Annotated in this window: 18 protein-coding genes; 9 read left to right on the forward strand and 9 right to left on the reverse strand. The window is 53.7% G+C overall.

Annotated elements, in window-relative coordinates:
- The first annotated feature begins 190 nt into the window (after positions 1 to 190).
- On the forward strand, positions 191 to 1,303 hold the full coding sequence (locus K1558_RS25255) for a FecCD family ABC transporter permease (RefSeq protein WP_238654724.1): 1,113 nt from the start codon (positions 191 to 193) through the stop codon (positions 1,301 to 1,303).
- Positions 1,303 to 2,070 (forward strand): ABC transporter ATP-binding protein, encoded by a 768-nt coding sequence (locus K1558_RS25260; protein WP_238654725.1) that lies wholly within the window; start codon positions 1,303 to 1,305, stop codon positions 2,068 to 2,070. The genes K1558_RS25255 and K1558_RS25260 overlap by 1 nt, the downstream gene beginning before the upstream one ends.
- 65 nt (positions 2,071 to 2,135) lie before the next feature.
- Here K1558_RS25260 and K1558_RS25265 read toward each other — a convergent pair whose 3' ends face one another.
- The 5 genes from K1558_RS25265 to K1558_RS25285 form a co-directional block, all read right to left on the reverse strand.
- Complete coding sequence (locus tag K1558_RS25265) at positions 2,136 to 2,966, reverse strand: response regulator transcription factor (RefSeq protein WP_238654726.1); 831 nt, start codon at positions 2,964 to 2,966, stop codon at positions 2,136 to 2,138.
- Positions 2,938 to 4,659 carry a sensor histidine kinase gene (locus K1558_RS25270; RefSeq protein ID WP_238654727.1) on the reverse strand — a complete coding sequence of 574 codons (1,722 nt, stop codon included), beginning with the start codon at positions 4,657 to 4,659 and terminating at the stop codon, positions 2,938 to 2,940. The genes K1558_RS25265 and K1558_RS25270 overlap by 29 nt, the downstream gene beginning before the upstream one ends.
- 102 nt (positions 4,660 to 4,761) lie before the next feature.
- Positions 4,762 to 6,417 carry an ABC transporter permease gene (locus tag K1558_RS25275; protein WP_238654728.1) on the reverse strand — a complete coding sequence of 552 codons (1,656 nt, stop codon included), beginning with the start codon at positions 6,415 to 6,417 and terminating at the stop codon, positions 4,762 to 4,764.
- Positions 6,414 to 7,520, reverse strand: coding sequence for an ABC transporter ATP-binding protein (locus K1558_RS25280; RefSeq protein WP_238654729.1), 1,107 nt, complete (start codon positions 7,518 to 7,520; stop codon positions 6,414 to 6,416). Before K1558_RS25280 ends, K1558_RS25275 begins: the two co-directional genes overlap by 4 nt.
- A 44-nt stretch (positions 7,521 to 7,564) precedes the next feature.
- The gene (locus K1558_RS25285; protein WP_238654730.1) at positions 7,565 to 8,602 is read right to left on the reverse strand and encodes an ABC transporter substrate-binding protein; all 1,038 of its coding nucleotides are present in this window, start codon (positions 8,600 to 8,602) and stop codon (positions 7,565 to 7,567) included.
- Positions 8,603 to 8,836: 234 nt separating this feature from the next.
- On the opposite strand from K1558_RS25285, the gene K1558_RS25290 reads away from it, so the two are divergent.
- The 3 genes from K1558_RS25290 (at position 8,837) to K1558_RS25300 (ending at position 11,609) form a co-directional block, all read left to right on the forward strand.
- Entirely contained in the window at positions 8,837 to 9,355 is a 519-nt protein-coding gene (locus tag K1558_RS25290) for a sigma-70 family RNA polymerase sigma factor (RefSeq protein WP_238654731.1), read from the forward strand.
- Positions 9,352 to 10,203, forward strand: coding sequence for a hypothetical protein (locus K1558_RS25295; RefSeq protein WP_238654732.1), 852 nt, complete (start codon positions 9,352 to 9,354; stop codon positions 10,201 to 10,203). Before K1558_RS25290 ends, K1558_RS25295 begins: the two co-directional genes overlap by 4 nt.
- Positions 10,204 to 10,466: 263 nt before the next feature.
- A complete protein-coding gene (locus K1558_RS25300; RefSeq protein ID WP_238654733.1) occupies positions 10,467 to 11,609 on the forward strand; it encodes an asparaginase in 1,143 nt (380 codons plus the stop codon).
- Between the two features lie 53 nt (positions 11,610 to 11,662).
- Here K1558_RS25300 and K1558_RS25305 read toward each other — a convergent pair whose 3' ends face one another.
- Genes K1558_RS25305 through K1558_RS25315 form a run of 3 tightly spaced genes read right to left on the reverse strand, consistent with a single transcriptional unit; the run spans position 11,663 to position 14,067 of the window.
- Positions 11,663 to 12,388, reverse strand: coding sequence for an ABC transporter permease (locus K1558_RS25305; protein WP_238654734.1), 726 nt, complete (start codon positions 12,386 to 12,388; stop codon positions 11,663 to 11,665).
- Between the two features lie 12 nt (positions 12,389 to 12,400).
- On the reverse strand, positions 12,401 to 13,150 hold the full coding sequence (locus K1558_RS25310; RefSeq protein ID WP_274528864.1) for an ABC transporter permease: 750 nt from the start codon (positions 13,148 to 13,150) through the stop codon (positions 12,401 to 12,403).
- Complete coding sequence (locus K1558_RS25315; RefSeq protein ID WP_238654802.1) at positions 13,150 to 14,067, reverse strand: ABC transporter ATP-binding protein; 918 nt, start codon at positions 14,065 to 14,067, stop codon at positions 13,150 to 13,152. Before K1558_RS25315 ends, K1558_RS25310 begins: the two co-directional genes overlap by 1 nt.
- 161 nt (positions 14,068 to 14,228) lie before the next feature.
- Between K1558_RS25315 and K1558_RS25320 the strand changes: the two genes are divergently transcribed.
- The 4 genes from K1558_RS25320 to K1558_RS25335 all read left to right on the forward strand — a co-directional run bounded on the left by K1558_RS25320 (position 14,229) and on the right by K1558_RS25335 (position 18,315).
- The gene (locus K1558_RS25320; protein WP_238654736.1) at positions 14,229 to 14,942 is read left to right on the forward strand and encodes a response regulator transcription factor; all 714 of its coding nucleotides are present in this window, start codon (positions 14,229 to 14,231) and stop codon (positions 14,940 to 14,942) included.
- Entirely contained in the window at positions 14,942 to 16,324 is a 1,383-nt protein-coding gene (locus K1558_RS25325; RefSeq protein WP_238654737.1) for a sensor histidine kinase, read from the forward strand. The genes K1558_RS25320 and K1558_RS25325 overlap by 1 nt, the downstream gene beginning before the upstream one ends.
- 74 nt (positions 16,325 to 16,398) lie before the next feature.
- On the forward strand, positions 16,399 to 16,965 hold the full coding sequence (locus K1558_RS25330; protein ID WP_238654738.1) for a hypothetical protein: 567 nt from the start codon (positions 16,399 to 16,401) through the stop codon (positions 16,963 to 16,965).
- Positions 16,966 to 16,986: 21 nt separating this feature from the next.
- Positions 16,987 to 18,315, forward strand: coding sequence for a TerD family protein (locus K1558_RS25335; protein WP_238654739.1), 1,329 nt, complete (start codon positions 16,987 to 16,989; stop codon positions 18,313 to 18,315).
- 377 nt (positions 18,316 to 18,692) lie between these two features.
- Here the strand turns inward: K1558_RS25335 and K1558_RS25340 are convergent, their stop codons facing one another.
- On the reverse strand, positions 18,693 to 23,507 hold the full coding sequence (locus tag K1558_RS25340) for an Ig-like domain-containing protein (RefSeq protein ID WP_238654740.1): 4,815 nt from the start codon (positions 23,505 to 23,507) through the stop codon (positions 18,693 to 18,695).
- Between the last annotated feature and the right edge of the window lie 173 nt (positions 23,508 to 23,680).

A 23,680-nucleotide genomic window follows, 5' to 3' on the forward strand; every position in this document is an offset into this window, starting at 1 on the left:
CCAGACAGCCTGTCAATGATAATGTTTCTCATTGACAATCATTCTCACTGTAGCTTATATTTAAAAACAAGTGGAAACGCTTTGCCGTCTTTTAAAGGACGGTACCGTTTCAGCGAGAAATAGAAGGATAATTTATCATGTGCAACATATAAATTCTATATTTTAAAAATGAAGGAGCCTTACGATTGCTATGCAAACAGCTACAGCTACAGCCGCAACCTCCGAACCGAAGCAAGCACTTATTCACAGCCGTTACGGCTTTATTGCAATTATAGGCGTCCTGCTGATTGTCACCCTGCTGTCAGCCGGAGCAGCGGTCTCCTTCGGACAGGTAGATATTCCGGTCTCCCAATCCTACCGGATTCTGCTGCATCACATCACAGGCATCCAGATTGGAGATGTCCAGGAGCTGACCTCCGGCTCCTTCGTGGATATTATCTGGAAAATCCGCTTCCCGCGTGTCCTGATGGCCCTCTTCATCGGTGCCGGACTTACGCTGTGCGGAACGATCATGCAGGCCGCGGTGCAGAACCCGCTCGCTGATCCATACATACTCGGTATCTCCTCCGGCGCTTCGCTGGGTGCTACCTTCTCCATTCTGATCGGCTTCGGCACCATGGGGCTGCTCGGCCAGACTGGCGTTGCCTTCTGGGCCTTCGCCGGAGCGGTCGGCGCTTCCCTGCTGGTCCTGCTGCTCGCCAGTGCAGGCGGCAAAATGACCTCCGTCAAGCTGGTGCTGGCCGGAATGGTCATTAACGCCTTATGTACCGCTTTTGCCAACTTCATTGTCTACTTCGCGAATAATGCCGAAGGCATCAAGACGGTTACCTTCTGGACGATGGGCAGCCTCGCTGCATCGAGTTGGGACAAACTCCCGCTCATCTCCTTCACCGTTCTGCTGGCCGCCATCTTCTTCCTGACGCAATTCCGCGTCCTGAACGCCATGCTGCTCGGGGATGAGGCTGCGGTTACCCTTGGCATTCATCTGGGTGTCTTCCGTAAGGTCTATATGCTGCTGACTGCCCTGGTTACCGGGGTGATGGTCGCAAGCTGCGGCATGATCGGGTTCGTGGGACTGATTATCCCCCATCTGATCCGGGGACTGGTCGGCTCGGACCACCGCAGGCTGCTGCCGGCCTCCATCCTGTTCGGGGCGATCTTCCTGATCTGGACGGATGTGATTGCCCGGACGATTGTGCCGAATGTGGAGCTGCCGATCGGGATCATTACCGCCCTGATTGGCGCGCCGATGTTCATGTACATGCTGATTAGAAAAGGCTATGCTTTTGGAGGGAAAAGCTGATGAATCTGAACGTTGAACAATTAAGTGTCTCCTTCGGTGAAGCGAGGATTGTGCAGGAGGTCTCGCTGAGGGTTCACAATAAGCAATTCGTCGGCCTGATCGGCCCGAACGGCTGCGGCAAATCGACGCTGCTCAAGAGCATCTATAAAGTCATCAAGCCGCGCCAGGGGGATGTCTTCCTCTCTGAGCTGAACGTAATGAAAGCAAGCCCGAAGGCCGTAGCCCGCAAGCTCGGTGTCGTCGGCCAGTTCAACGAGCTGAGCTTTGACTTCACCGTGCGGGAGATGGTGGCGATGGGCCGGACCCCGCACAAGGGGATGCTGGAGACCGACAACCGGGAGGATTCAGATATTATCGCTGCCGCGCTGCGCAAGGTGAATCTGGAGGGCCATGCCGGCCGCAGCTATAACTCCCTGTCCGGGGGCGAGAAGCAGCGTGTCATTCTGGCGCGGGTGCTGGCCCAGCAGCCCGAATTCATGATCCTGGATGAGCCGACCAACCATCTGGACATCAAGTACCAGCTGCAGATTCTGAATATCGTCAAAAAGCTGGACATCGGCATTCTCGCCGCCCTCCATGACCTGACCCTGGCCGCAGAATACTGCGATTATCTCTATGTCATGAAGGAAGGCCGGGTCGCCGCCAGCGGGAAGCCGGCGGAGATTCTGACGAAGGAGCTGATCGGCGAGGTGTTCGATGTCGCCTGTGAGACATACTGCAATCCGGTGACGGGAGCCCTGGGCATTGCTTATCTGGAGACTAGATAATACTAAGCTTAATGGCAGATTACACATAGGCAGACTAAAGAGGCTGCGGCGGTTACCGCAGCCCTTTAGTCTGCCTGTTTGGCGTGACTGTCACCTGCCGCTTCCCCGCTGCTCTGTCCAAGGCCGTACCGCTCCTGATAGTAGCTGGGTGTGCAGCCTGCGTATTTTTTGAAGATGGCAATGAAATATTTGTAATCCTTATAGCCGACATCGGCGGCAATGGCATAGACCTTGTCCTCGCCGCTGCGCAGCAGATCCATCGCCTTCTGGATACGGTAACGGTTCAGGAAGTCGTTGAAGGTATAGGTGGTTTCGCTTTTGAACTTCTGGTTCAGGTAGGTGGCGCTAACTCCCAGGCTCTCCACGAGATCCTTGATCCCGATTTTCTCCGCATAATGCTCCTGAACATACTGAATCATCCTGGACACGTAACGGGACGACTTCCCGGGGAGCTTAACGACAGAGGCTTGTAATGCTTCGCCGTTAGCCGCGCCTGATGTCAGCATGGCCGTGTACTGCCGCTTCATCGCGAGCTGCCCCTTAGCCCGCTCCAGTGCAGCCAACAGCTGCTCCTGCTCCAGCGGCTTCAGCAGATACTCGGTTACCCCCAGCCGGATGGCAGCCTTGGCCAGCCTGAACTCATCGTAGCCGGACAGGATAATATAGCTGCAATCGGCCTCCTCCACGCTCTGCTCAATCATGCCGATTCCGTCCAGCAGCGGCATATTCACATCAACAATGACGATATCCGGCCGAAGCTCAGCGATCTGGCGCAGTCCATCCTCTCCATTCTCGGCTTCCCCGACCACGACGCAGCCGGCTCCCATCCAATCGAAGGTGAACCGCAGCCCCTTGCGGATCATCTCCTCATCCTCTACCAGCAGCACCTTGAACATTGGTCTCCTCCTTCCGGTATGGCAATCTGAATGTAACCACTGTGCCTTCTCCCAGCGTACTGTCCAGCTCTATGCCGTAACGCTCGCCGTACATCAGCACAAGCCGCCGGTGCAGATTATGCAGCCCGATATGCGGGGCACGATTATCCTGTGAATGCATGATTTCCCGCACCTCTGCAAGCCGCTCCCTGCTCATACCTCCGGCATCATCCTTCACTTCAAGAATAAGATCCGGGCCCTCTACCCAGCCCAGCACCGTAACTGCCACACATTGACACTGGCGGTAGCCGTACTTAATCGTATTCTCAATCACAGGCTGGAGCATCAGCCGGGGGACGAGCGCCGTCCGGGCCGCCTGATCGACCTCCTCACGGTAATGGAGCCTGTCCTTGAAGCGGATCTGCTGGAGCTTCATATAGCCTGCTATATATTCCAGATCATCCCCGAGCACCACATGATCCTGCTCATTGCCTATACTGTAGCGCAGATGGCGGGAGAGCGTAAGCACCATATCCTGGGCAAGCTGATTGTCCACGATAATGGCGTAACGGAGCGTCTCCAGGACATTGAATATGAAATGCGGATGGAACTGCGACTGCAGATGCTTCACTTCAATCACTCTGCGCAGATCGGACAGCTCTGTATTCTGGGCGACCAGCTCATTCAGCCGCTGGAGCATCCGGTTATACTGGTTCGCCAGCGTCTCGAACTCGTCACCGGTTCCGATATAGACGTAAGAATCCATATTGCCGGATTGCAGCTCTCTGACGGCGTAGATCAGCTTATCAATCGCCCGCGATTGGCGTGTGGAGATAATGCGGGCCGAATACCAAATAACAATCCAGAGCAGCACACTCGCCATCGCAAAAAATACAGCCAGAGACAAGTAAGCGCTCCGGTTCCCTCCAGCGGCGCTTAATGTGTAAATCCGCCATTTCGACGACGGGAGGTACGTTTCCTTGCTGTAATATTTTGCGTCATCGATCCATACGTAGCCCTTGGCATCAATGGTCAGGCTATATTTGTTCATTAATCCCTGGGTCAGATTATTGGTTGTGGCAATAATGGTCCGGTAGGGGTCGGTGACCACGGCGATTTCGTTATTCTGCACGAAGAGCAGCTTCTGGAGATCCGGCTCGAAGAGCTGATAGATCAGATACCCCTGCACTCCCCCGCTGCCGCTAATGGCCTTGGCAAACGTATAAGCAGTGTAGCGGTCATGCGAGAAGCGGATAGGGTTAGTCTCAGCCAGTTCCGTCAGGCCCTGATTATGCATCCGTCTGGCGATCGCCTGGAGCGCAAGGTCTGAGGAGTCAGAGCCATAGTTGGCAGAGGAGGCCAGAATTCCACCGTCAGTGCCCATGATATACATAATGCTCTTCACCCGCTGCCGGTTATTGAAGGCATAGAACCGCTCGAACACCTCAGGACCTCCTCGGGCCTGCACACTTGTGAACGCCTTAACGGAATCCAGCGCCGCCGCTTCATTCATTTCCTTCACGTAGGAGCTGTAGACCTCCTCCATCGCCAGCTTAATTTTTTTGCCCGCTTCTGCCGTCTGATTGATGAGCACGAACCGCGAATTAATCATCATGAACAGCAGGAACAGCACAAACAGTATGGAAATCGGCACAAGCGTATGCAGCAAAAACAGTCTGCGCAGCGAATCCTTGAAGCTCCTTTTTGCCCTCATGCCCTTCCCTCCTGTTCGTCCTGCTATCATACCCCAGACAACCGCATTCCCGATACCTATGCAGCAAAGCCCGGCACCCGCTGGCGCGGGCCCGGACTACAGCTACATGGTTACTTCTTTTTTGCCGGAGAGCTTGAAGAACAGCAGCAGAGATAACACAGTGATCGCCGTCAGAAGTGTAGATAAGGCAGCAGCCACACCATAATTGCCGCGCACCACCTCAGTGTAGACCGCTACGGTCATTGTCCGGGTTTTCCCTGTATACAGAATAATCGAGGTGCTAAGCTCCGTAATAATGCTGATCCAGCTGATGATCGCCCCGGCGAATACCCCGGAGATCATCATCGGCACGGTAATCTTGAAGAACGTCCGCAGGGTAGAGGCTCCAAGACTGATCGCCGCCTCCTCTATGCTGTCATTCACCTGATGGAGCACCGCCGCACTGGAGCGGATCGTGTAAGGCAGCCGCCGGATGACAAAAGCAACAATCAGAATCACAGCAGTGCCGCTCAGCACCAGCGGTTCTTTATTGAAGGTGACCAGCAGGGCAATCCCCAGAATTGAGCCTGGGACGATATAAGGCAGCATCGTGAAGGTATCAAGGACATTGGCCGCTGCACCTTTGCGCTTCACCGTAACATAGGCGATCAGGACCGCAGCCAGCGTAATAATGATAATCGTGATGCTGGCCATCATGAAGGTATTATAGATGGAATCTCCCACTTTGGAGAAGGCTGCCCGGTAGCTGTCCAGGGAATAGCCGTCAACGAATATTTTGCCGGAGGTCTTCAGGAAGGAGGTATACGCCACATAGACTTGCGGCATCATCGCCAGTAAAGTGAACAGATACACGTAGGCGTGGGCCGCCAGATTGGCCACTCCCTTCAGCTTCTTCGGTTCAATCGGATTCAGCGCGCTCATGCTGTACGACTTCCGGTTCGCCACATACTTCTGGAGCAGAAAGACAGCGACCGCGAACAACACAACAATCACACTGATCGCCGCGGCAAAGCCGTCATCTCCTCCGACCTCGCTGATGAATTCGTTGAAAATCAGGACAGGAACCGTCCGGTATCCTTCCCCAATCAGCATCGGAGTACCGAAATCTGCGAACGCCCGCATGAACACCAGCAGCCCTCCGGCGAGCAGGGTCGGCGTAATCAGGGGCACGAGGATTTTCCACATTTTGCGCAGACCCGTGCAGTTCATGCTCTCCGCCGCTTCCATCAGGGAGTTGTCCACATTCTTCAGCGCCCCTGATACATACATGAAGATCAACGGGGACAGCTGAAGCGTCAGCACCAGCAGAATGCCGGAGAAGCCGTAAATGTCAGGCATCGTGAACCCGAATACCCGGGACATGAAGGTAGTGATCACCCCGCTGCGTCCGAGCAGCAGAATCCAGGCATACGCCCCGATGAACGGAGCGGACATGGAGGAGATCAGAATCAGAATCCGCACCGCAGCGCTGCCTTTGATTCTGGCAATGGTCATAATGTAGGCGAGCGGACCGGCAACCAGGATGGACAGCAGAGTAACACTTACTGTGACCTTGATGCTGTTCCACACTGCGTTCATGTAATAAGCCTTGCTGAAGAATTTATGGAAGTAGGCGAGTGAGAAGTCTCCGGTGTTGCTGTCGAAGAAGCTTTTGATCAATAGCATGAACAAGGGCAGAGCCAGGAATACCAGATATCCGGCAAAAATAACGAAGGTAATCAGCGACCAGATATCCCAGCGCTTCATCCGGCCGCTCATCGCCGAATCCCCCGGTTCAGATTGCGTTCGCCGGATTGATCGTAGACATTGACCGTTTCCGGGAGAATGGCCAGCGTTACCTGCTGTCCAATCTCAACCGCCTGAGTGGAAGCCGACTGCTGAATGACCTCCACCTCCTGCCCGTTCTCAAGGGCCACCACCAGGTGGGTGTTCAGCCCCAGGAACACATTGTTCACTACAGTTCCCGGGAGACCTGCCCCGTCTTCTGCCAGCACGAATTCCTCCGGGCGGACAGAGATTTTCACCTCTGCCGTTGCAGCGGATGTTAATTCCTCCTGAAGCCCCGGGACTTCCAGTGAATAGCTGCCGCCCACACGAAGAACCGCGCTGCCGCCGGCTCCGCTCTCCAGCTTCGCCGCAATCACATTGGTCCGCCCGATGAAGGTGGCGACGAACAGATTGGCCGGGCGCTGATAGATATCGCGCGGTGTTCCCACCTGCTGGATAATCCCGGACTTCATTACGGCGATCCGGTCAGATACCGCCATCGCCTCTTCCTGATCATGGGTAACGTAGACTGTTGTAATTCCCACCTCGCGCTGGATACGCTTAATGGCATTGCGCATATCCACGCGGAGCTGCGCGTCCAGATTGGACAGCGGCTCGTCCATCAGCAACACGTCGGGATTTATGACGATGGCGCGGGCCAGAGCTACGCGCTGCTGCTGTCCGCCTGACAGGTTTTTGGGCATTCTGTCCTTGTAGACTTCAATCTGCACGGTATCCAGAATCTCAGCGACTCTGCGCTGCCGCTCTTCCTTGCCCACTTTACGGTTCTCCAGCCCGAAGGCCACATTATCCGATACATTCAGATGAGGGAAAATGGCGTAATTCTGAAAGACCATTCCGATGTTCCGTTTGCCCGGAGGGACGTTGTTCATAACTTTATCGTTGAAGCCGAGATCCCCGCCTTCAATACTGTTGAAGCCGGCCACCATCCGCAGCAGTGTCGTCTTCCCGCAGCCTGAAGGACCCAAGAGGGTGAAGAACTCACCCTTTTGGATGTTCAGGGACAGCTCGGGGATTACGGTGGTGCCGCCATATTTTTTGACAATCTTCTTGAAGGATATTGCGACGCTCATGTTGCACACCCGCCTCTCTCTATTTAGCTGTTCTGTAGTCTGGGTTATTTCGCAATGCTCGTAAACAACTCGTTATAGCGTTCCACAATCGCTGCCTTATTCTCGGCCACATAAGCCACGTCCTCGTCGATAACCTTGATCTGATCCATCGGTGTCATGAAGTCTCCAATGACGGCATCTGAACGCAGCGGACGGTTCGTAGTCTCTTGTCCCAGTGCATCCTGCCCTTCCTTGGAGATGAGGAAGTCAATGAACTTCTTGGCGTTCTCCTGATTCGGAGAGCCTTTGACTACTCCTGCTACCGCATCCAGAAATACCGTGCCCTCTTCGGGATACACGACCTTGACCGGGGCACCGTCTCTGACATAGCTGACGGCCGGATCTTCGTATGTCAACGCCACCACATATTCGCCGTCTGCGACGCTCTTGTGTGCTTTACTGGAGCCGCCGGCAATTTTGCCATCCAGATTCTCCAGCAGCTTAGCTACATAATCCCAGCCTGCCTCTGAGGTATAATCGCCGCCCATCGCTCTAAGCATATTCGTCAATTGGGCAAACGCCGAGCTTGAGTTCGCCGGGTCTGCCATAGCAATCTTGCCCTTCAGCGCCGGATTAAGCAGATCCGCATAGCCCTTAATCGGAATGTCGCCTGCCAGATTCGTATTCACCAGCAGCACACTGCCGTCAGAGACATAAGAGGTCATGATCCCTGTCGTATTCGTGTGACCCGGCAACAGGTCCTTATCATTAGAAGATACATATTCCTCGAACAGATCTGCATTATCATTGAATAGGGCGAAAGCTCCGCCAAACATAACGTCTGCATACGGGTTGGTTTTCTCTGACTGAATCCGCTTGATCAGCTCACCGCTGCCCGCCGATACCAGCTCTACGGTAACGCCTGTCTGCTTCTCAAAGGCCGGAATAAGTGCATTAATCATCGCTTCACTATTCGGGGTGTAGACGACCAGCTTGTCCGAGCTGCCGCCCGCCGCGCCTTCATTCGCTTTATTTCCTCCGCACGCCGAGAGCACAGCCACCATCATTGTCATAATAAGTGACACCTTTAACCACTTTTTCATTTTCATTCACCCCTTATCTGAATATAGGTCTATTTTATCAGCTTGAAATTTCATTAAAATCCTATTATTCGACAAAATCATCTAAAATGCGCAACTAAAATAACTATTTACGTCATATTAACTAACATTTAAGTGGAGCGGGGATTGTTTTCTAACTTTTTGCCGGATACTGAAACTATTTATGCCGCTACACGGTCTAATGTTCAATCAACTGCTTCAAAAGCACATAAAGGAGTGAACGAACTGAAAGCCCAGCCGCCTGTACCACATCCGTTTGCGGAGCAGCTTCAAGACTGCCGGAACAACCTGTTCCGCAAGGCCTACTGTTATGTAAAAAACGAGCATGAAGCGCTCGAAATCGTCTCTGAGGCTACCTATAAAGGATATCTTGCCTTCGGACGGATGAAGGAACCGCAGTATTTCGAGACCTGGATGACCCGGATTGTCATCAACACCGCTATTGACCATCTTAACCGAAAGAAACGGGTTACTTACATGGAGGATCACTCAGAGAGCTATGCCGGGGATGAGCATGCTGTTCCATTGGAGGAGAAGCTGGATCTGTACCAGGCTCTGGACAGATTGCTGCCGGAAGAGAAGGCGTATATTATCCTGAAATTTTTTGAGGATCTGCGCTTCAAGGACATAGCGGACATTCTGGAGCTGCCGGAGAACACCGTCAAGACCCGGTTCTACCGGATCATCGGCAAGCTGAAGGCTTATTTAAAGGATGGGGAGGTCGAGGGAATATGACAGGAAAAGACCGCTATGCACAGATCGAAATTCCCGCACAGCTTGGAGAGGTTCTGGAGGCTGCACAGGCTCAGGCTGCCGCCCGCAGCAGAAGGACATCACGGTGGAGATGGTTCGGTTCGTCGGCTGCAGCCCTCATAGCTTGTCTGCTGGTTCTGAATATCCCGGGTGTAGCAAGCGCCCTGTCCCAGGTTCCGGTAGTCGGAAACCTTGTGAAGGTGCTGCAGTTCGGAACAGGAGGCGAGCGCACCGACGGTGCTGCCGTAAGCACAGTGACCTCTGAGAATACGATACGCATCGTATTTGGTCAGGAAGGTGAGGCAGCCGCAAGTGCGCCTTCTTATACAGTAGACCAGCGGGAGGGGCCTAAGCGCCTGATCTTTACTTTTAACGGCGTCCGCCGCTTTGATTACGGTGCGCTGGAGCAGGATCTGCTGGCTTCTCCACTGGTTAGCGATGTCTACAGAAATATCATCCTTGACGATTCTGCTATGCGGTTCGTGGTTGAACTGAAGGAAGGCACCCGGCATACCCTGACCGAATACAGCAACCCGGGGACGCTTGAGCTGAAGCTGACTGCAGAGGGCAAGGCCGCTCCACCTAAGGAAATCTACTATGTACGCAGCGAAGGAATGCCGCAGGGGGAATCACTGGCTATCCTGGAAGAGATCTATTTGGATGATGATGTCACCTTCCTGAGAACAACCTCCGGTAATTTCGCCGCTGTTATCGGCGGCTTCTCCACCCGTGAAGAAGCAGAGCAGAAGCTGGCAGCAATCTCTGGCCGGGAGAATTATGCCGGGGATCTGTTCGTAGATAGCTGGCTGAGTAACGGACATCCGGAGTAATTCCGGGACTCACCGAATCAGGTTATAAAATTGTAAGCCGCTTGTCATGCCTATCCCATCCGGTGTTAGCCGGTAAGCACAGGATAAGCTTGAAAGCGGCTTTTTTGTTATATAAACTAACACAAATAAATTTTTTTAAGTTTTTATACATTAATCCTGCATAAATATAGATTTATTTTACATATAAGTAAATATATCATTTTGACAATTATGATTTATGTCATATATAATCACATTAATTTTAATATATAAGGAGGTCATTTATGAAATTCATTCACAAAAGGACTCTAAAGAGCTTTACCGCGCTGCTTGCCCTCTTCACCCTGTTGTCGTTCCCGTCCATCACCCAGGCTGCCGAACCCGCCGTACCCGGGAAAATCATTCCCAACGTCGTAGTCGTCGGTGTCGGCGGAACGATCACCTCCACTTCACCCTCCAGAGAGTTATTTCAGACTTACGGCACTCCCAAGGTCCCCATCAATGATATTATCCAAAGATTACAGCCGGAGCTGTCCAAAATCGCCAATGTGACCAGCACCGAGCTAAGCAATATCAGTTCTGCGCAGACCTCCTCCAAGGACTTATATAACCTCACTATCGCCATCGATAAGGAACTGGCGAAGCCGGCCGTGAACGCTGTAGTCGTGACTACCGGAACTAATATTATGGAAGAGCTGGCTTACTGGACCGACCTCACTGTCCGCAGCCCGAAGCCCGTGGTCTTCACCGGCTCGATGCGTCAATCCAATACGATCTCCTTCGACGGGGAAGCCAACCTGCTGAATGCTATCCGGCTGGCTGCAAGTCAGAAAACCACTTACTATGGTACAGTGTTGATGATGAATGATGAATTTTTCGCCGCCAGAGAAGTCACCAAGACGGATGCACTGCGTCTGGATACCTTTGGCGGAGGCCGTTACGGCGCCCTCGGTACGGTGGATGAGAACCGCATTCGTGCCGTCCGTGCCCCGGCCCGCGTCAAGGATGCAGGCACAGAGAAGTGGAAGACTCCTTTCGATCTCAGCACGATTCAGCCGGACGATCTCGCCAAGGTTGACATTGTATACAGCTATACGGAAGCCTCCGCTACACCGATCACGGCCTTGGCCAATGATGGAGTTCAAGGCATAGTTACTGCGGGCCACGGGGCCGGCGGGATCTCAACCGCACAGCAGGCTGCCCGCAAAGAGGCAATTGACAAGGGTGTCCTGTTCGTCAGCGCCACACGCGCAGGCTCGGGAGCTGTGTATGACACCGGCGCCAAAGGAATCATAGGCGCAGGCGATCTGCTTCCGCAGAAGGCCAGACTCCTGCTTCAGCTGGGACTCACCTTCTCCAAGGATCAGGAGCAGATTCGCCAGTGGTTCTCTACCATAGGCATGCCGGATTTCGATATGAGCAAATAAATCAGCGGAGGCCTCTGGCCTCCGCTTCATCTTTTCCGTATATAGGGCAGGACTTAAGCCGCAGCACTGGCTCTCATCCGGCGGACAGACCAGGCTGACAGGATTACCAGATACACTCCGCTCATGGAGAAGAACAGCAGGTTCTCCGCCGGAGTCAGACCGCGCTGGGTGAGCACCCCCATTCCAACCGTCAAGAGTGAGTACGGAAACAGCAGACCCAGCTTCAGCACATACAGACCCAGCCCGACAAACACCGCACAGAGGCTGATGCCGATCGGTGTGGCAAAGCTGCGGATGCGGATGGACAACCCGAGCTGCAGGGCGGCAATGCTCAGCGAAGCAACCCAGCCGCGGAAGGTCCACATGACAATGTCCAGCGGAAAAGGACCCGTCATGGACAGCAGCTGTCCGGCTGCCCAATACATGAACAGAAACAGTGCCTGCGCTCCTGCGATCAGAACGCCTACAATCACCAGCTTGGCAATAAAGAGACTGGTTATCGAGACAGGTGCCGCCAGGATCAGATTCCAGTTCCTGTTCGTATGCTCCAGCCTGCACACAAAGGCACAGCAGATCGCAATCAGAATCGGCAGAAAGAACTCCCCGTAAAATAAGCTGACCTGCGTCCACAGGCTGTACCAGCCGCCCTCCAGGGCTCCCCGGTTCATATAAAAGTTCGCACACCCGATGATCAGGCTGACTACAGGCAGACTCACCAGCACCAGCCCCATCCGGGAACGGCGCAGCTTGGGCCATTCAGCCGCAACACTTCTCAGCATAAGATCCCCTCCTTATATCGCTTGTCTTGAGATGTGGGCATTTCCGCACACATACAGCAGCAGTGTGATGATTAGAGCTGCAATACACTGTAGAGCAGGTATTGTCCCGGTAATATAAGACCCGGCAGAAGCCTGATAGTGATACGTTACCGGACTGAGGTCCAGGTAATAGGACCAGACGACTGCCTTCCGGACGGCGGCCGGGAACAGGCTGGCAGTTGTTCCAAGGAACCCGCCGAGCATCCCGAGGCATAAGGCAAATGACTGGTTCTTCACCGCCAGCGATACCCATTGCTGGAGGGCGGCAATCAGCAGGCTGGCCACCAGTGTGCCTGCCGTGAATTGCAGCAGCAGGCCTGACGGAAGCGGAGCCTCCAGCTTATGAAGCATTCCGAAGCCGATGATAAACACCGCCTGGGCTAATATTCCATATAGAATCAGGCTTGCCGCACATGTATATTTGGCAGCGTAGACCGAGCGGCGTCCGGCTGTGGTGGTCATCAGCATTTTCCAGGTATCGCCCTTATGCTCCATATCGCAGATCCGGGAGATCACAATGGCAGCCAGAATCGGCAGGAACAGTCCGTTCATCGACGAAAGGCTGAAGATGAGCGCTTCCCACGAGGCATTCGACGCGCTCCGCGAGATGGAGATGCTCATGGACACCGATGCCCAGCCCAGCTCTGCGGCCAGGAAGAGCGTCAGCATCGCCCACACCCTTCTCCGCCGGAGCTTGTAGTATTCCAGCAACAGCGCTCTCATCACAGGCTCCGCTCCTTTCCCGTCAGCTCCAGGAAGATGTCCTCAAGGCTCTTCTTACGCTCCTGAATCCGGCTGACCCCGATCTGGCGGGACACCAGAATCCCGTTGATCCGGCACACCTCGGCGTCCGGCATGCCCTTGAATACCAGCTGCTGCCCATCTATCCGCGGCCGGTATCCGTATGCTGACAATACTTGGACCGCTTTATCGGGTTGATCGGTCCGGAAATGCACTGCCGCCTGATTCTGCGCCTGAAGTGCTGCCATCGTTCCCTGGAACAGCAGCTTGCCCTCACTGATAATGCCAACCGAGGTAGCAGTCTGCTCAATCTCGGACAGCAGGTGGCTGGACACCAGAACCGTCATGTCATACTGCGCGGGCAGCGACTTGATCAGCTCCCGGATCTCTCCGATGCCGGCCGGGTCCAGGCCGTTCGTCGGCTCATCAAGAATCAGCAGGCTCGGAAAAGCCAGCAAGGCCATCGCGATACCCAGGCGCTGCTTCATCCCAAGGGAATATTCACGGGCAGTCTTGTGCCGGTGATGCTCGAGCCGGACGATCTGCAGCACCTTATCGATATTCTTGGCCGGCAGGCTGCGCAGCCGCTGCATGACCCGCAGATTCTCAAGCCCGGTCAGATGACCGTAATAGGAAGGCGACTCAATCAGCGAGCCGGTCTGGTTCAGAATCGCCATCCGGTGCTTCTGCAGCTCCTTCCCGAATACGTTAACCGAACCTTTCGTAGGCTGGACCAGTCCCAGCAGCATCTTCAGCGTCGTCGTCTTACCGGCACCATTCGGGCCGAGGAAGCCGAAGATTTCGCCTTGCTGTACCTTCAGATCTACATGATCCACCCGGGGCGTCCCCCCGTAGGTTTTGGTCAATTGTTTCGTCTCAATGATAGGATAAGTGCTCATTGCTTCGTTCAGCTCCATTTCTGCCAAGTTGGCCTCTTGCTTCCCAGCATAGTGGACCTTCCTTGCTCCAGGCTGAAGATAACCTTACGCCTACCTTAAATCAGCCTTTGCCTTTCAATCTTCACCATATGATCGTGTATACTACTTCTTGGGTGATGACTATGAATACGATGAAGGACCGGAAAATACTAATTGTTGAGGACGAACCAAAAATCTGTGAAATGATTGAGCTGTTTCTGCGCAAAGAGGGCTTCTACCGCATCTATACGGCTGGAGATTACAGCAGTGCCCTCGCCTTGTGCCGGCAGGAGAAGCCGGACATTGCCATTCTGGATGTGATGCTGCCGGATCAGGACGGCTTCTCGCTCCTGTCCGCTATACGGACTTTCTCCGATCTGCCAGTGATCTTCTTGTCGGCGCGCGGCGAGGACGAGGACCGGCTGCTCGGGCTGGGGCTCGGGGCAGATGATTATATCGTCAAGCCTTTTCTGCCTAGGGAGTTAATGCTGCGGCTGACGGCTGTCCTGAAGCGGGTATACGCTTCCTCCGTTCCCGAGCGGCTGCCGGTCTTCAGAGCAGGTGAACAAATGGTAGATCTGGAGAGCGCAGTTGTAATAAGAGAAGGCCAGGAGCTGCCGCTGACTGCCAAAGAGCACGCCATTCTGATCAAGCTGTATGAGAACCGCGGACGGATTGTGACCAGCGATGCCATCTGCCAGGCGGTTTGGGGAGATGACAGCTACGGGTATGAGAACACTCTAATGGTACATATGCGGCGGATCCGCGAAAAGATTGAAGCTGAGCCCTCGAAGCCGGTGCAGCTGCTGACGGTCCGGGGGCTGGGCTATAAGCTAATGGTCCAGGAGGCGAACTGATGGACAGCACAGTGCGTATATTACGCAGGTTCGTGGGGTCCACCCTGCTGGTCTCTGCCCTTCTGCTCCTGTTCAATCTCATTCTGCTTGGTTCGCTGATCTTCAAGGAGACCCATCAGGACACTGCTCCCGGGAAGGTCGTGCGGGAAATCTCCGCTGAGCTGAAGATGTCAGAAGGCGGTTATAGCCTCAGTGCCGGAGGGGCAGCGCTGCTTGAGCAGAACCGGGCTTGGTCCATGCTGCTGGATGCGGGCGGTAAGGTACAGTGGAGTGAACAGCTGCCGCCGGAGATACCCGGTTCCTTCAATATTATAGAGGTGGCGAAATTCTCACGATACTACTTAATGGAGTATCCCGTGTACACCTGGGAGCATCCTGATGGGCTGCTTGTTGTCGGGTATCCCAAATATTCATATGAGAAATATCAGCTGGAATACCTGACCGATTGGGTTCGCTCCCTTCCTGAACGGGTACTGCTTCTCTTGTTATGTAATGCCGTACTTGCCGTCGCACTCTCCATTTTCATCGGTACCCGGCTGATCCGCAGCATCCGCCCCCTGATTAACAGCATCCATGCCCTGGCCAAGGACAAGCCCGTCCGGCTGGAGACGGAAGGTATCTTCAGCGATTTGTCGGAGAGCATCAATTCCGCTTCGGCAACACTCCAGACCCGGAGCACACAGTTGAAATCAAGGGATGAAGCGCGCTCCAACTGGATTGCCGGAATCTCGCATGATATCCGTACACCATTGTCGATGATCCTTGGCTACGCGAGCAACCTGGAGGAACAAGATAACCTGACCGGGGAGCAACGGCAGCAGGCAGCTATCATCCGCCGCCAAGGGGAGCAGCTGCGGTCGCTGGTCAGCGACTTGAATCTTGTGTCGATGCTGGAATATGACATGCAGCCCCTGCAGCTTAAGCCGGTCCGCTTGTCCACTCTGGCCCGGACTGTGGTATCCGACATCATTAATAACGGACTGGAGGAGCATTATTCACTGGACCTGAGCATAGTGGATGAGCGCCTGCAAGTGATGGGTGATGAGAAGCTGCTGTACCGTGCGGTAAGCAATCTGGTCCAGAACAGCATCCGGCATAATCCGGACGGCTGCCGGATTACGGTAACAGTCTCCCGCAGCCCGGAGGAGCCGGAATGTTGCCTGTCCGTATCCGATGACGGGACCGGGGTTCCGGCAGAGCTTTTGCCGGAGCTGATGCTGCTGCCCTACTCCGGCAAGCGGACCCGCCCCGTCCGGCAGGGCCACGGACTTGGCCTCCCGATGGTCGCCCGGATCGCCGAAGCCCACAAGGGTAAGCTGATTCTGGAGAGCCCTACGGGAGAAGGGCTATACGCGGCGTTGATGCTGCCTCCTATAACATAATTTCTGCTCCAAAATCCGCCATTTTCTGCTATGCTAATAGAAATTCATAGTAGACACAGGAGGCGTAACCCGGAATGGATGCATTTCAATATGAGCTTACCTCAGAGAGTTCGATTAACCTGAAATATGAGTACGGCGGCGAGTACTTCACGTTCAGCCTGTACCGGGATGACGAAGGGTGGGTGCTTCATCCATTCGACGGGATGCTGCTGCGGAATCCTGCGATGTGTACGCTGGTCGCGCAGGAGCTGTTCAAGCACAAGCCTTTCCAGGTCATGCTGGCAAAAGAAGGCATCCTGTTCACCGATATACGCTCAACTGTCAATCTCGAAAATGTGAACACACCGGTGGCTGCACGCAATGAACGCGAGTCACGCGGCGGCAATCCTGCAGATGATCTGATGGACTTCGTTCAGCAGCACTCGATTGAAGAGGTCATCGATTATGAAAGCAATCTGGTGGGGAGCCGCATCTCCTTCTACAAAGAAATTCTGCAGCGCATGTTCATGGACAACCTCGGTCCCTCAGACCCGGAATTCCAGCACGTACAGGACATTGTGCGAATCTACGAGCAGGCGCTAGAGCGGCTGTCCAGCCTGAACGGTCCGAATCTGGACCCTGGCAGACGCGGCAGATATTAATCTGAGGAGAGGCTGGTTCACATGACATTCAAGCTAATTAAGGGACAGAAGGTCAGCTTAACCAAAAACAACCCCCATCTCTCGCAGCTCATCATCGGCTTGGGCTGGCAGTCTGCGGGAGCCGGGGCCGAGATTGATAGCTCTGCTGTTCTGCTTACGGAGACACAGAGGGTTACTTCTGCAGAGAGTCTCATATTCTATGGGCATCCCGCTGCCGATGATCAGTCTGTAGTGTTATTGCCGCCTGAACACTGGGTTGGTACCGGCCCGGCGGACCGTGTACAGATTGCGGTCCGGCTGGACATAATTCCTGCGGAATACGAGCGCATTGCGTTCGCGCTGACGATCCATGAAGCCGTGAAGCGGCAGCAGAGCTTCTCTGCCTTGGAGGGCGCTTATCTGCGTATCATAAATGCAGCTGAGGGAACGGAGCTGCTCCGATACCCTCTGGAGGGCGGTTATTCAGTGGAGACGGCCCTTGTAGCCGGAGAGCTCTACCGGTATCAGAGTGAATGGAAATTCAGCGCGATAGGCTCCGGGTATGCCGGCGGCCTTGAGGCCCTGTGCCGCAGCTATGGAATACCAGCGGATCAGATCCAGGTATTGGTTCAGTCTGCAAGACCGGAGGCGGCGAGACCGGAAGCACCACCACGGAAGTCACCTTTTGTGCTTCCGGAATTGCGGCCGCGCCCCAAGCAGAGGCCAGCGGACCTGTTGCCCCCGGCTGCACCGGCTTCGCCGCAGGGATCTCCGGGACATCCGGGAGACCGGCTGCTGAAGAACCGCGGGGAGTCGGTCCGGCTTCAGAGCGGACCGGGAGCTGCGGGCGAGATCATCATCAATCTCAACTGGGTTCAGACCGAATCCTCCCGCTGGTTCGGCAGACAAGGGATAGATCTCGATCTGGGCTGCCTGTTTGAACTGAGCAATGGTCTCAAAGGCGCGGTCCAGGCACTCGGTGAATCCTTCGGCAGTTTCAACCGGCCGCCTTACATCATCCTGGACGGAGATGACCGCACCGGCTCGATTGCCACGGGCGAGAATCTGCGGATTAACAGCCGCTATCTCTCCGAGATCAAGCGGATTGTGATCTTTGCCCTCATCTATGAGGGAGCGGCGAACTGGTCGCAAGCTGGCGCTGTGGTAACCATCCGCCAGCAGGGCGGGCCGGAGATCAAGGTTCAACTGGACGAGCACAACAACAATAAGGGAATGTGTGCCATCGCCTTGCTGCATAGCCAGCCGGATGGAACCTTCCTTGTGGAACGGCTTGTAGAGTATTTCAGCGGACATGAGGAGCTGGACCAGCATTATCACTGGAATCTGCGGTGGGAGGCTGGAAGCAAGTAGACAGCGGCCATAATCATAAGCGGCATCACCTTGACGGGCGATGCCGCTTATTGTGGGTGGTCGGTTTTTCGATTACATTGGGCCCAGTCGCCCCACGCTGGGCCCAATGTAGTCGGTTTTTCGATTACATTCGGCCCACTCGCCCCACGCTGGCCCAATGTAGTCGGTTTTTCGATTACATTCGGCCCACTCGCCCCACGCTGGCCCAATGTGGTCGGTTTTTCGATTACATTCTGCTTCACACCTCCCCGCTGGCCCAATGTAGTCGGTTTTTCGCACACATCCGGCCCACGTGTCTTCGTGGCAATGCAGCCTACAACACCAAACAGCCCTTCCCCGTCAGAAGACGGTGGAAGGGCTGTTTTGCAGTAATGATTTTATTCTGCAGTATGGTCTACAGATGCTGCCTGGATGCTGCCAAATGCCCAGTAGCCCGCAGGAACGTCTGTCCATCTCGGGGCTGCGCTGGTCAGCGGAGCGATTCTCAGGGCGCGGTTGATGATAGTAACAGCTTCCGCACGGGTTAATGTCTGATTCGGACGGAATGTGCCGTCCTGATATCCCGTGATCATACCTGCTTGGGCCATCCGCTTGATGTCGGCCTGTGCCCAGTGGCCGGCAATATCGCTGAAGCCGGCCGATTGGCCTTCAGCACTTGTAATCAGACGGGATAACAGAGTCGCCATTTCGGCTCTGGTAATGGTCTGGTTCGGTTTGAAGCTGCCGTCCGTGTAACCCTTCATCATCCCGCTTCTGGTCACTTGGCCGATGGCCTCTGCCGCCCAGTGGCCGGCAAGAACATCGGAGTATGCTACGCCAGCAGTAACTGCGGACTGGCTGAAGGTGCGGGCAATGATACTGGCCGCTTCTGCCCGGGTGATGCTGTTGCCTGGCTTGAAGGTACCGTCCGCATAACCCGTCATATAAGCCTTCACCTGCACCGCAGGATTTTGGGCAAGTACAACGGTAAAGGTACTGAATTTGCTGATACTGAATTGAATTCCTGATTTTCCAGTCTGGCCATAAGGCACGATCTCACCCTTAACCAGCTCTTTGGTTCCGTCGCTATGCTCAATGAAGACCGCCAGTGCCTTCAGTTGCTCCGCTGTTAACGAAGAGTGGTTAAGCGGCAATACCAGCGTGACCGGACGGCTCTGCAGATTGGTCTCAATCGTGACCGGACGGCTTACCAGCGTGATCGTTGCACCAGGGGATACACTCTGCACCTGTGCTTTTGCAAGGGCTTCAGCCTCTGCACTCTGCTGGGAAGTCTTCAGTGGAACCAGATTGAAATAGATATCTGTGCCGAATCCGGCCATCGAGCTGCCGGGTACCTTCACTTCCGCATTCACGGTGAACAGATCCAGTGTAATCTGATTATCGGCAAATTGCTTGCCGGAGGCTGCTGGAATTGTTAATCGGGTTCCGGCAACCTCATCCTTCTGATCCGGCACGATGATTCTGGCAATATTGGACCCGGCTGCCTTCAGCTCATTGACCGCCCGGATCGCCTGCTCCAATGTGAACGTAAGCGTGTCACTCTTCACTCCGTTTGCATCCTTGGTGCGGGTAATGACAACGGAGGATACCATGGACCCTTGACTAGCCCCGTTCTCAACGTTTGCATTAATGCTCTCCGTCTGCGGGGCTGGTGTTGGTACCGGAGCCGGGGCTCCCCCGCCTGATCCTGAACCACCGCCGCCAGGTGCTGGTGTAGGAGGATCCGTTGGTGTGACCGGCACCGGAACTGTCGAGAAGCTCCAGAGTGTTTTATCTGTAATCCCTGCATAGCTGTTGCCGGATTCATCGGTGAATGCTCCCGGCTGAATCAGCACATAATAGCTGCCGCCCTGCTTCAGCAAGCCGCTTGTGTTGATGCTTACGGTAGCATTCGTAATGGTGACAAGCGTCTGATTAACCGCTTCGATTGTCGTTACGACCTCATTATCCGCTGCATTAACAAGCTGGATATTGCCTTTTCCAGCCCGTACATTCTCATTAAAAGTCAGTGAGAGCGCAGCAGACACAGGCACGAAGGTCTCCTTGTCCGCTGGAATAAAGGTTGTAACTACCGGCGCTGCGGTATCCGACGCACTGGTGGTCACAAACCGCCAGGCGTTAATGCCTGCGATACCGGCATAGCTGTTGCCCGCATTATCGGTGAATGCTCCCTCTGTAACCCGTACAAAATAACTCGTTCCATGCTCCAGATGATCTGCCGGATTGATGGTTACGACATTGTTCAGGATCGTTACCATGTCCGAACCGGCAGGAATCGTCAAGACCGGATGCGTAACATCTGTACTGCGGAAAATCTCAATGTTGCCGGCCGCCGCCTTCACATTCTCGCTGAAGGTCAGGACCAGGTTCGCGTTCACTTCCACTTCTGTGGCCCACGGCTCCGGCGAATAAGTAACTACCGTCGGCGAGGTCCGGTCCGGTGCATCGGTGGTTGTGAACTGCCAGGCATTACTGTCTGTGATTCCGGCAAAGCTGTTGCCTGCGGCATCTGTAAAAGCTCCAGCGTCAATCTGTACATAGTAACTGGCTCCATACTTCAGATCATCTGTAGGATTAATGGTCACTACATTATTCAGAATGCTAACATTCCCGGAAGCTGACGGAATCGTAACTGCCGGTGTATGATTCGCACTGTTGTAGATCACGATATTGCCTGCTCCAGCCTTTACATTCTCACTGAAGGTAAGGGTCAGATTGGCGTCAGTAGCTACATCAGTCGTCCCATTCAATGGCGCAAAAGCATCTAATAACGGTGGTGCTGTATCCGGAGCAGCTGTGGTGTTGAAGTGCCAGGTGGTACTGTTCGCAATTCCGGAATAGAAGTTGCCGGATAGATCCGCGAAAGCATCGTCTGTAATTCTCACAACATAGCTTGTACCATACTCCAGAGGTTGAGCCAGATGAATGGTTACCTTGTTGTTTACAATGCCCGCATCACCGGCAGCAATAATTGCTACCGCTCGGTCGGATGCATCGCTGTAGATCTTAATGCTGCCTTCCCCTGCCTGTACATTCTCGCTGAACGCAAGCTCCAGGTTCGTGTCAACCGCTACATTCGTTGCTCCATTCGCAGGCGAGTAAGTGCTTACGATCGGGGCTGTTGTATCCGGTTCGCTGGTAGTCGTAAACCGCCAGGTTGTATTGTTCGTGATACCGGCATAGCTATTGTCCGACATATCCTTAAACGCACTATTGTCAATCTGCACATAATAGGTTGCACTGTATTCCAGGTCAGCCTTCGGATTAATCGTTACAGTCTTGCCATCAATGGTTACACCATCAGAATCCGCAGGAATCACCATGAACGGAAGCGTGCTGCTCTCACTGTTGTATATCTTAATTTCGCCTGCACTCTTCTGAACATCTTCATTAAAGGTAAGAGTCAGGTTCGTGCCGATCGGTACATCCGTTGCTCCATTCTTAGGAGTAAAATCACTCGCCACCGGCGGTGTAGTATCAGGCGCTTCTTCTGTTGTGAAACGCCAGGTGTCCTTATCCGAGATACCTGTATAATAGTTGGGGTTATCTGCTAGATCTTTGAAAGCTCCGTTATCGATGTTTACATAGTACGTAGTACTGTAATTAAAATCTTTAAACGGAACAATGGTTACCACGTTATCCTTAACCGTGACTTCCGGCGAATTAACCGGAAATACCATTAGGTTACCTTCATCTGTGCTGTCATAAATCACAATATTGCCGCTGTCTGGCGTTACATCCTCATCGAACGTAAGTGTCAGTTGAGCATCAATCGGTACTCCCGTCGCCCCTGGTTCTGGAGAATAATCACTTACAGTCGGAGCGGTAGTATCTCCCGGCCCTGCAACTGTAGTGAAGCTCCACTCCCCCGCAGCGATTGCTGCATTGCCGCTTGCACCATTAGTGAAAGCATCCGCGTCGACTGTTACAGCATATTTTGTACCTGGATTGAGATTCTTGCCCGGATTAATTGTTACCGTATTGGTAGCCGGATTTAGCGTTACTCTGCTGGTATCATCCGCCGGGATGATTTCAACCGGAGCGGACAGATCCGCAGCTTTGAAAATTTTAATGTTATTGTCGATATTAGTGTTATTTCCTGTATCTGTGTCTGTGTCAGTATCAGAATCAATATCTGCACTAGCTGCTGTCACCGGCTGATTAAACATGATCTCCAGATTCATATCTACTTCTACATCGGTCTCATCATTCCCTGGGGTCAGACTGAGCACCCGCGGGATGTTGGGAATGACATAAGACATTATGATCTCTCCGGAATCACCCGCTGCGATAAATTGATTCTGTCCCGGATTGAAAACGATGCCGTTAAGCTTAGCCGTCGTGTTTGTAGTCTCTGGCTTCCAAGTCTGCCCCAGATCGGTGGTGGAAAATACTTTCCCGCCGTCTCCTGCAGCCATAAACACGCTGTTTCCGAAAGTTATTCCGTTCAGGTTCACTTTCGATTCAAGGACCTTTGCCGCGCCTTTCGAACTATCCGGAGAGGTAATAATTGTTCCGGACGCACCAACTGCCACGAACATTCCACCGCCAAAGGCGACCCCGTTCAAGTTGTTGGTTGTTTTGCTTGTTACCTTCTTCCATTCCAATCCATCAACTGAAGTTACTACTCTACCGCCGTCTCCAACCGCTACAAACTTACCGTTGCCGTAAGCCACAGCGTTCAGATTCTCCTCAGCGTCTGAGAATACTATCTTCCAGTCAGGATCGTTGTCATTTTTAATCATAATCATTCCTGAATCGCCGACTAGAACTAATGTTTCATCGCCGTAACTGACTCCATTCCAGTTCATACCGAAGGATCCGTCGGAGGGTGTCCAGGATACGCCATTTGTTGACGTCAGAACTATACCATTGTCACCGACTGCAACGAATTCGCCGCCTGCGCCCTTATGAATAATACTATTCAAATCCTCAACCCCAAAATTACTAGCCGTCCATGTCGTAGGGCTGCTTGCGGTAACAATACTTCCGGCTTCCCCCACCGCAACTAGTATATCTGAGCCTACAGCAACTCCGTTAACTTTGTTGCTGCCCGGCAGCGGACCAACATTCACCCAGCTTGCCTCACCATTGTCTGTTGAACCCGCATATACCGGAAAGGCTCCGGTCCAAACCAAGCTGACCGCGAGTAACAATGAGAAATATCTTTTCAATCCCTTACCCTTAACCAATGTATCGTTCCCCCTTGTTCGTTCATCCTGTGCCGTATATCGCAAGTCCTGCTGCAGTGTAGCATCTGCCCCCTTAGAAATTTCATATCTGGGCTCCATTTTAGCAGACCGCTCTAAACAAACTCTTAACAATTCTCGACAAAAACCGCTGTACAAGGACCTAAACAGGGGGA

It is taken from the genome of Paenibacillus piscarius (assembly GCF_022234545.1).
Classification (GTDB): Bacteria; Bacillota; Bacilli; order Paenibacillales; family Paenibacillaceae; genus Paenibacillus_AQ; species Paenibacillus_AQ piscarius.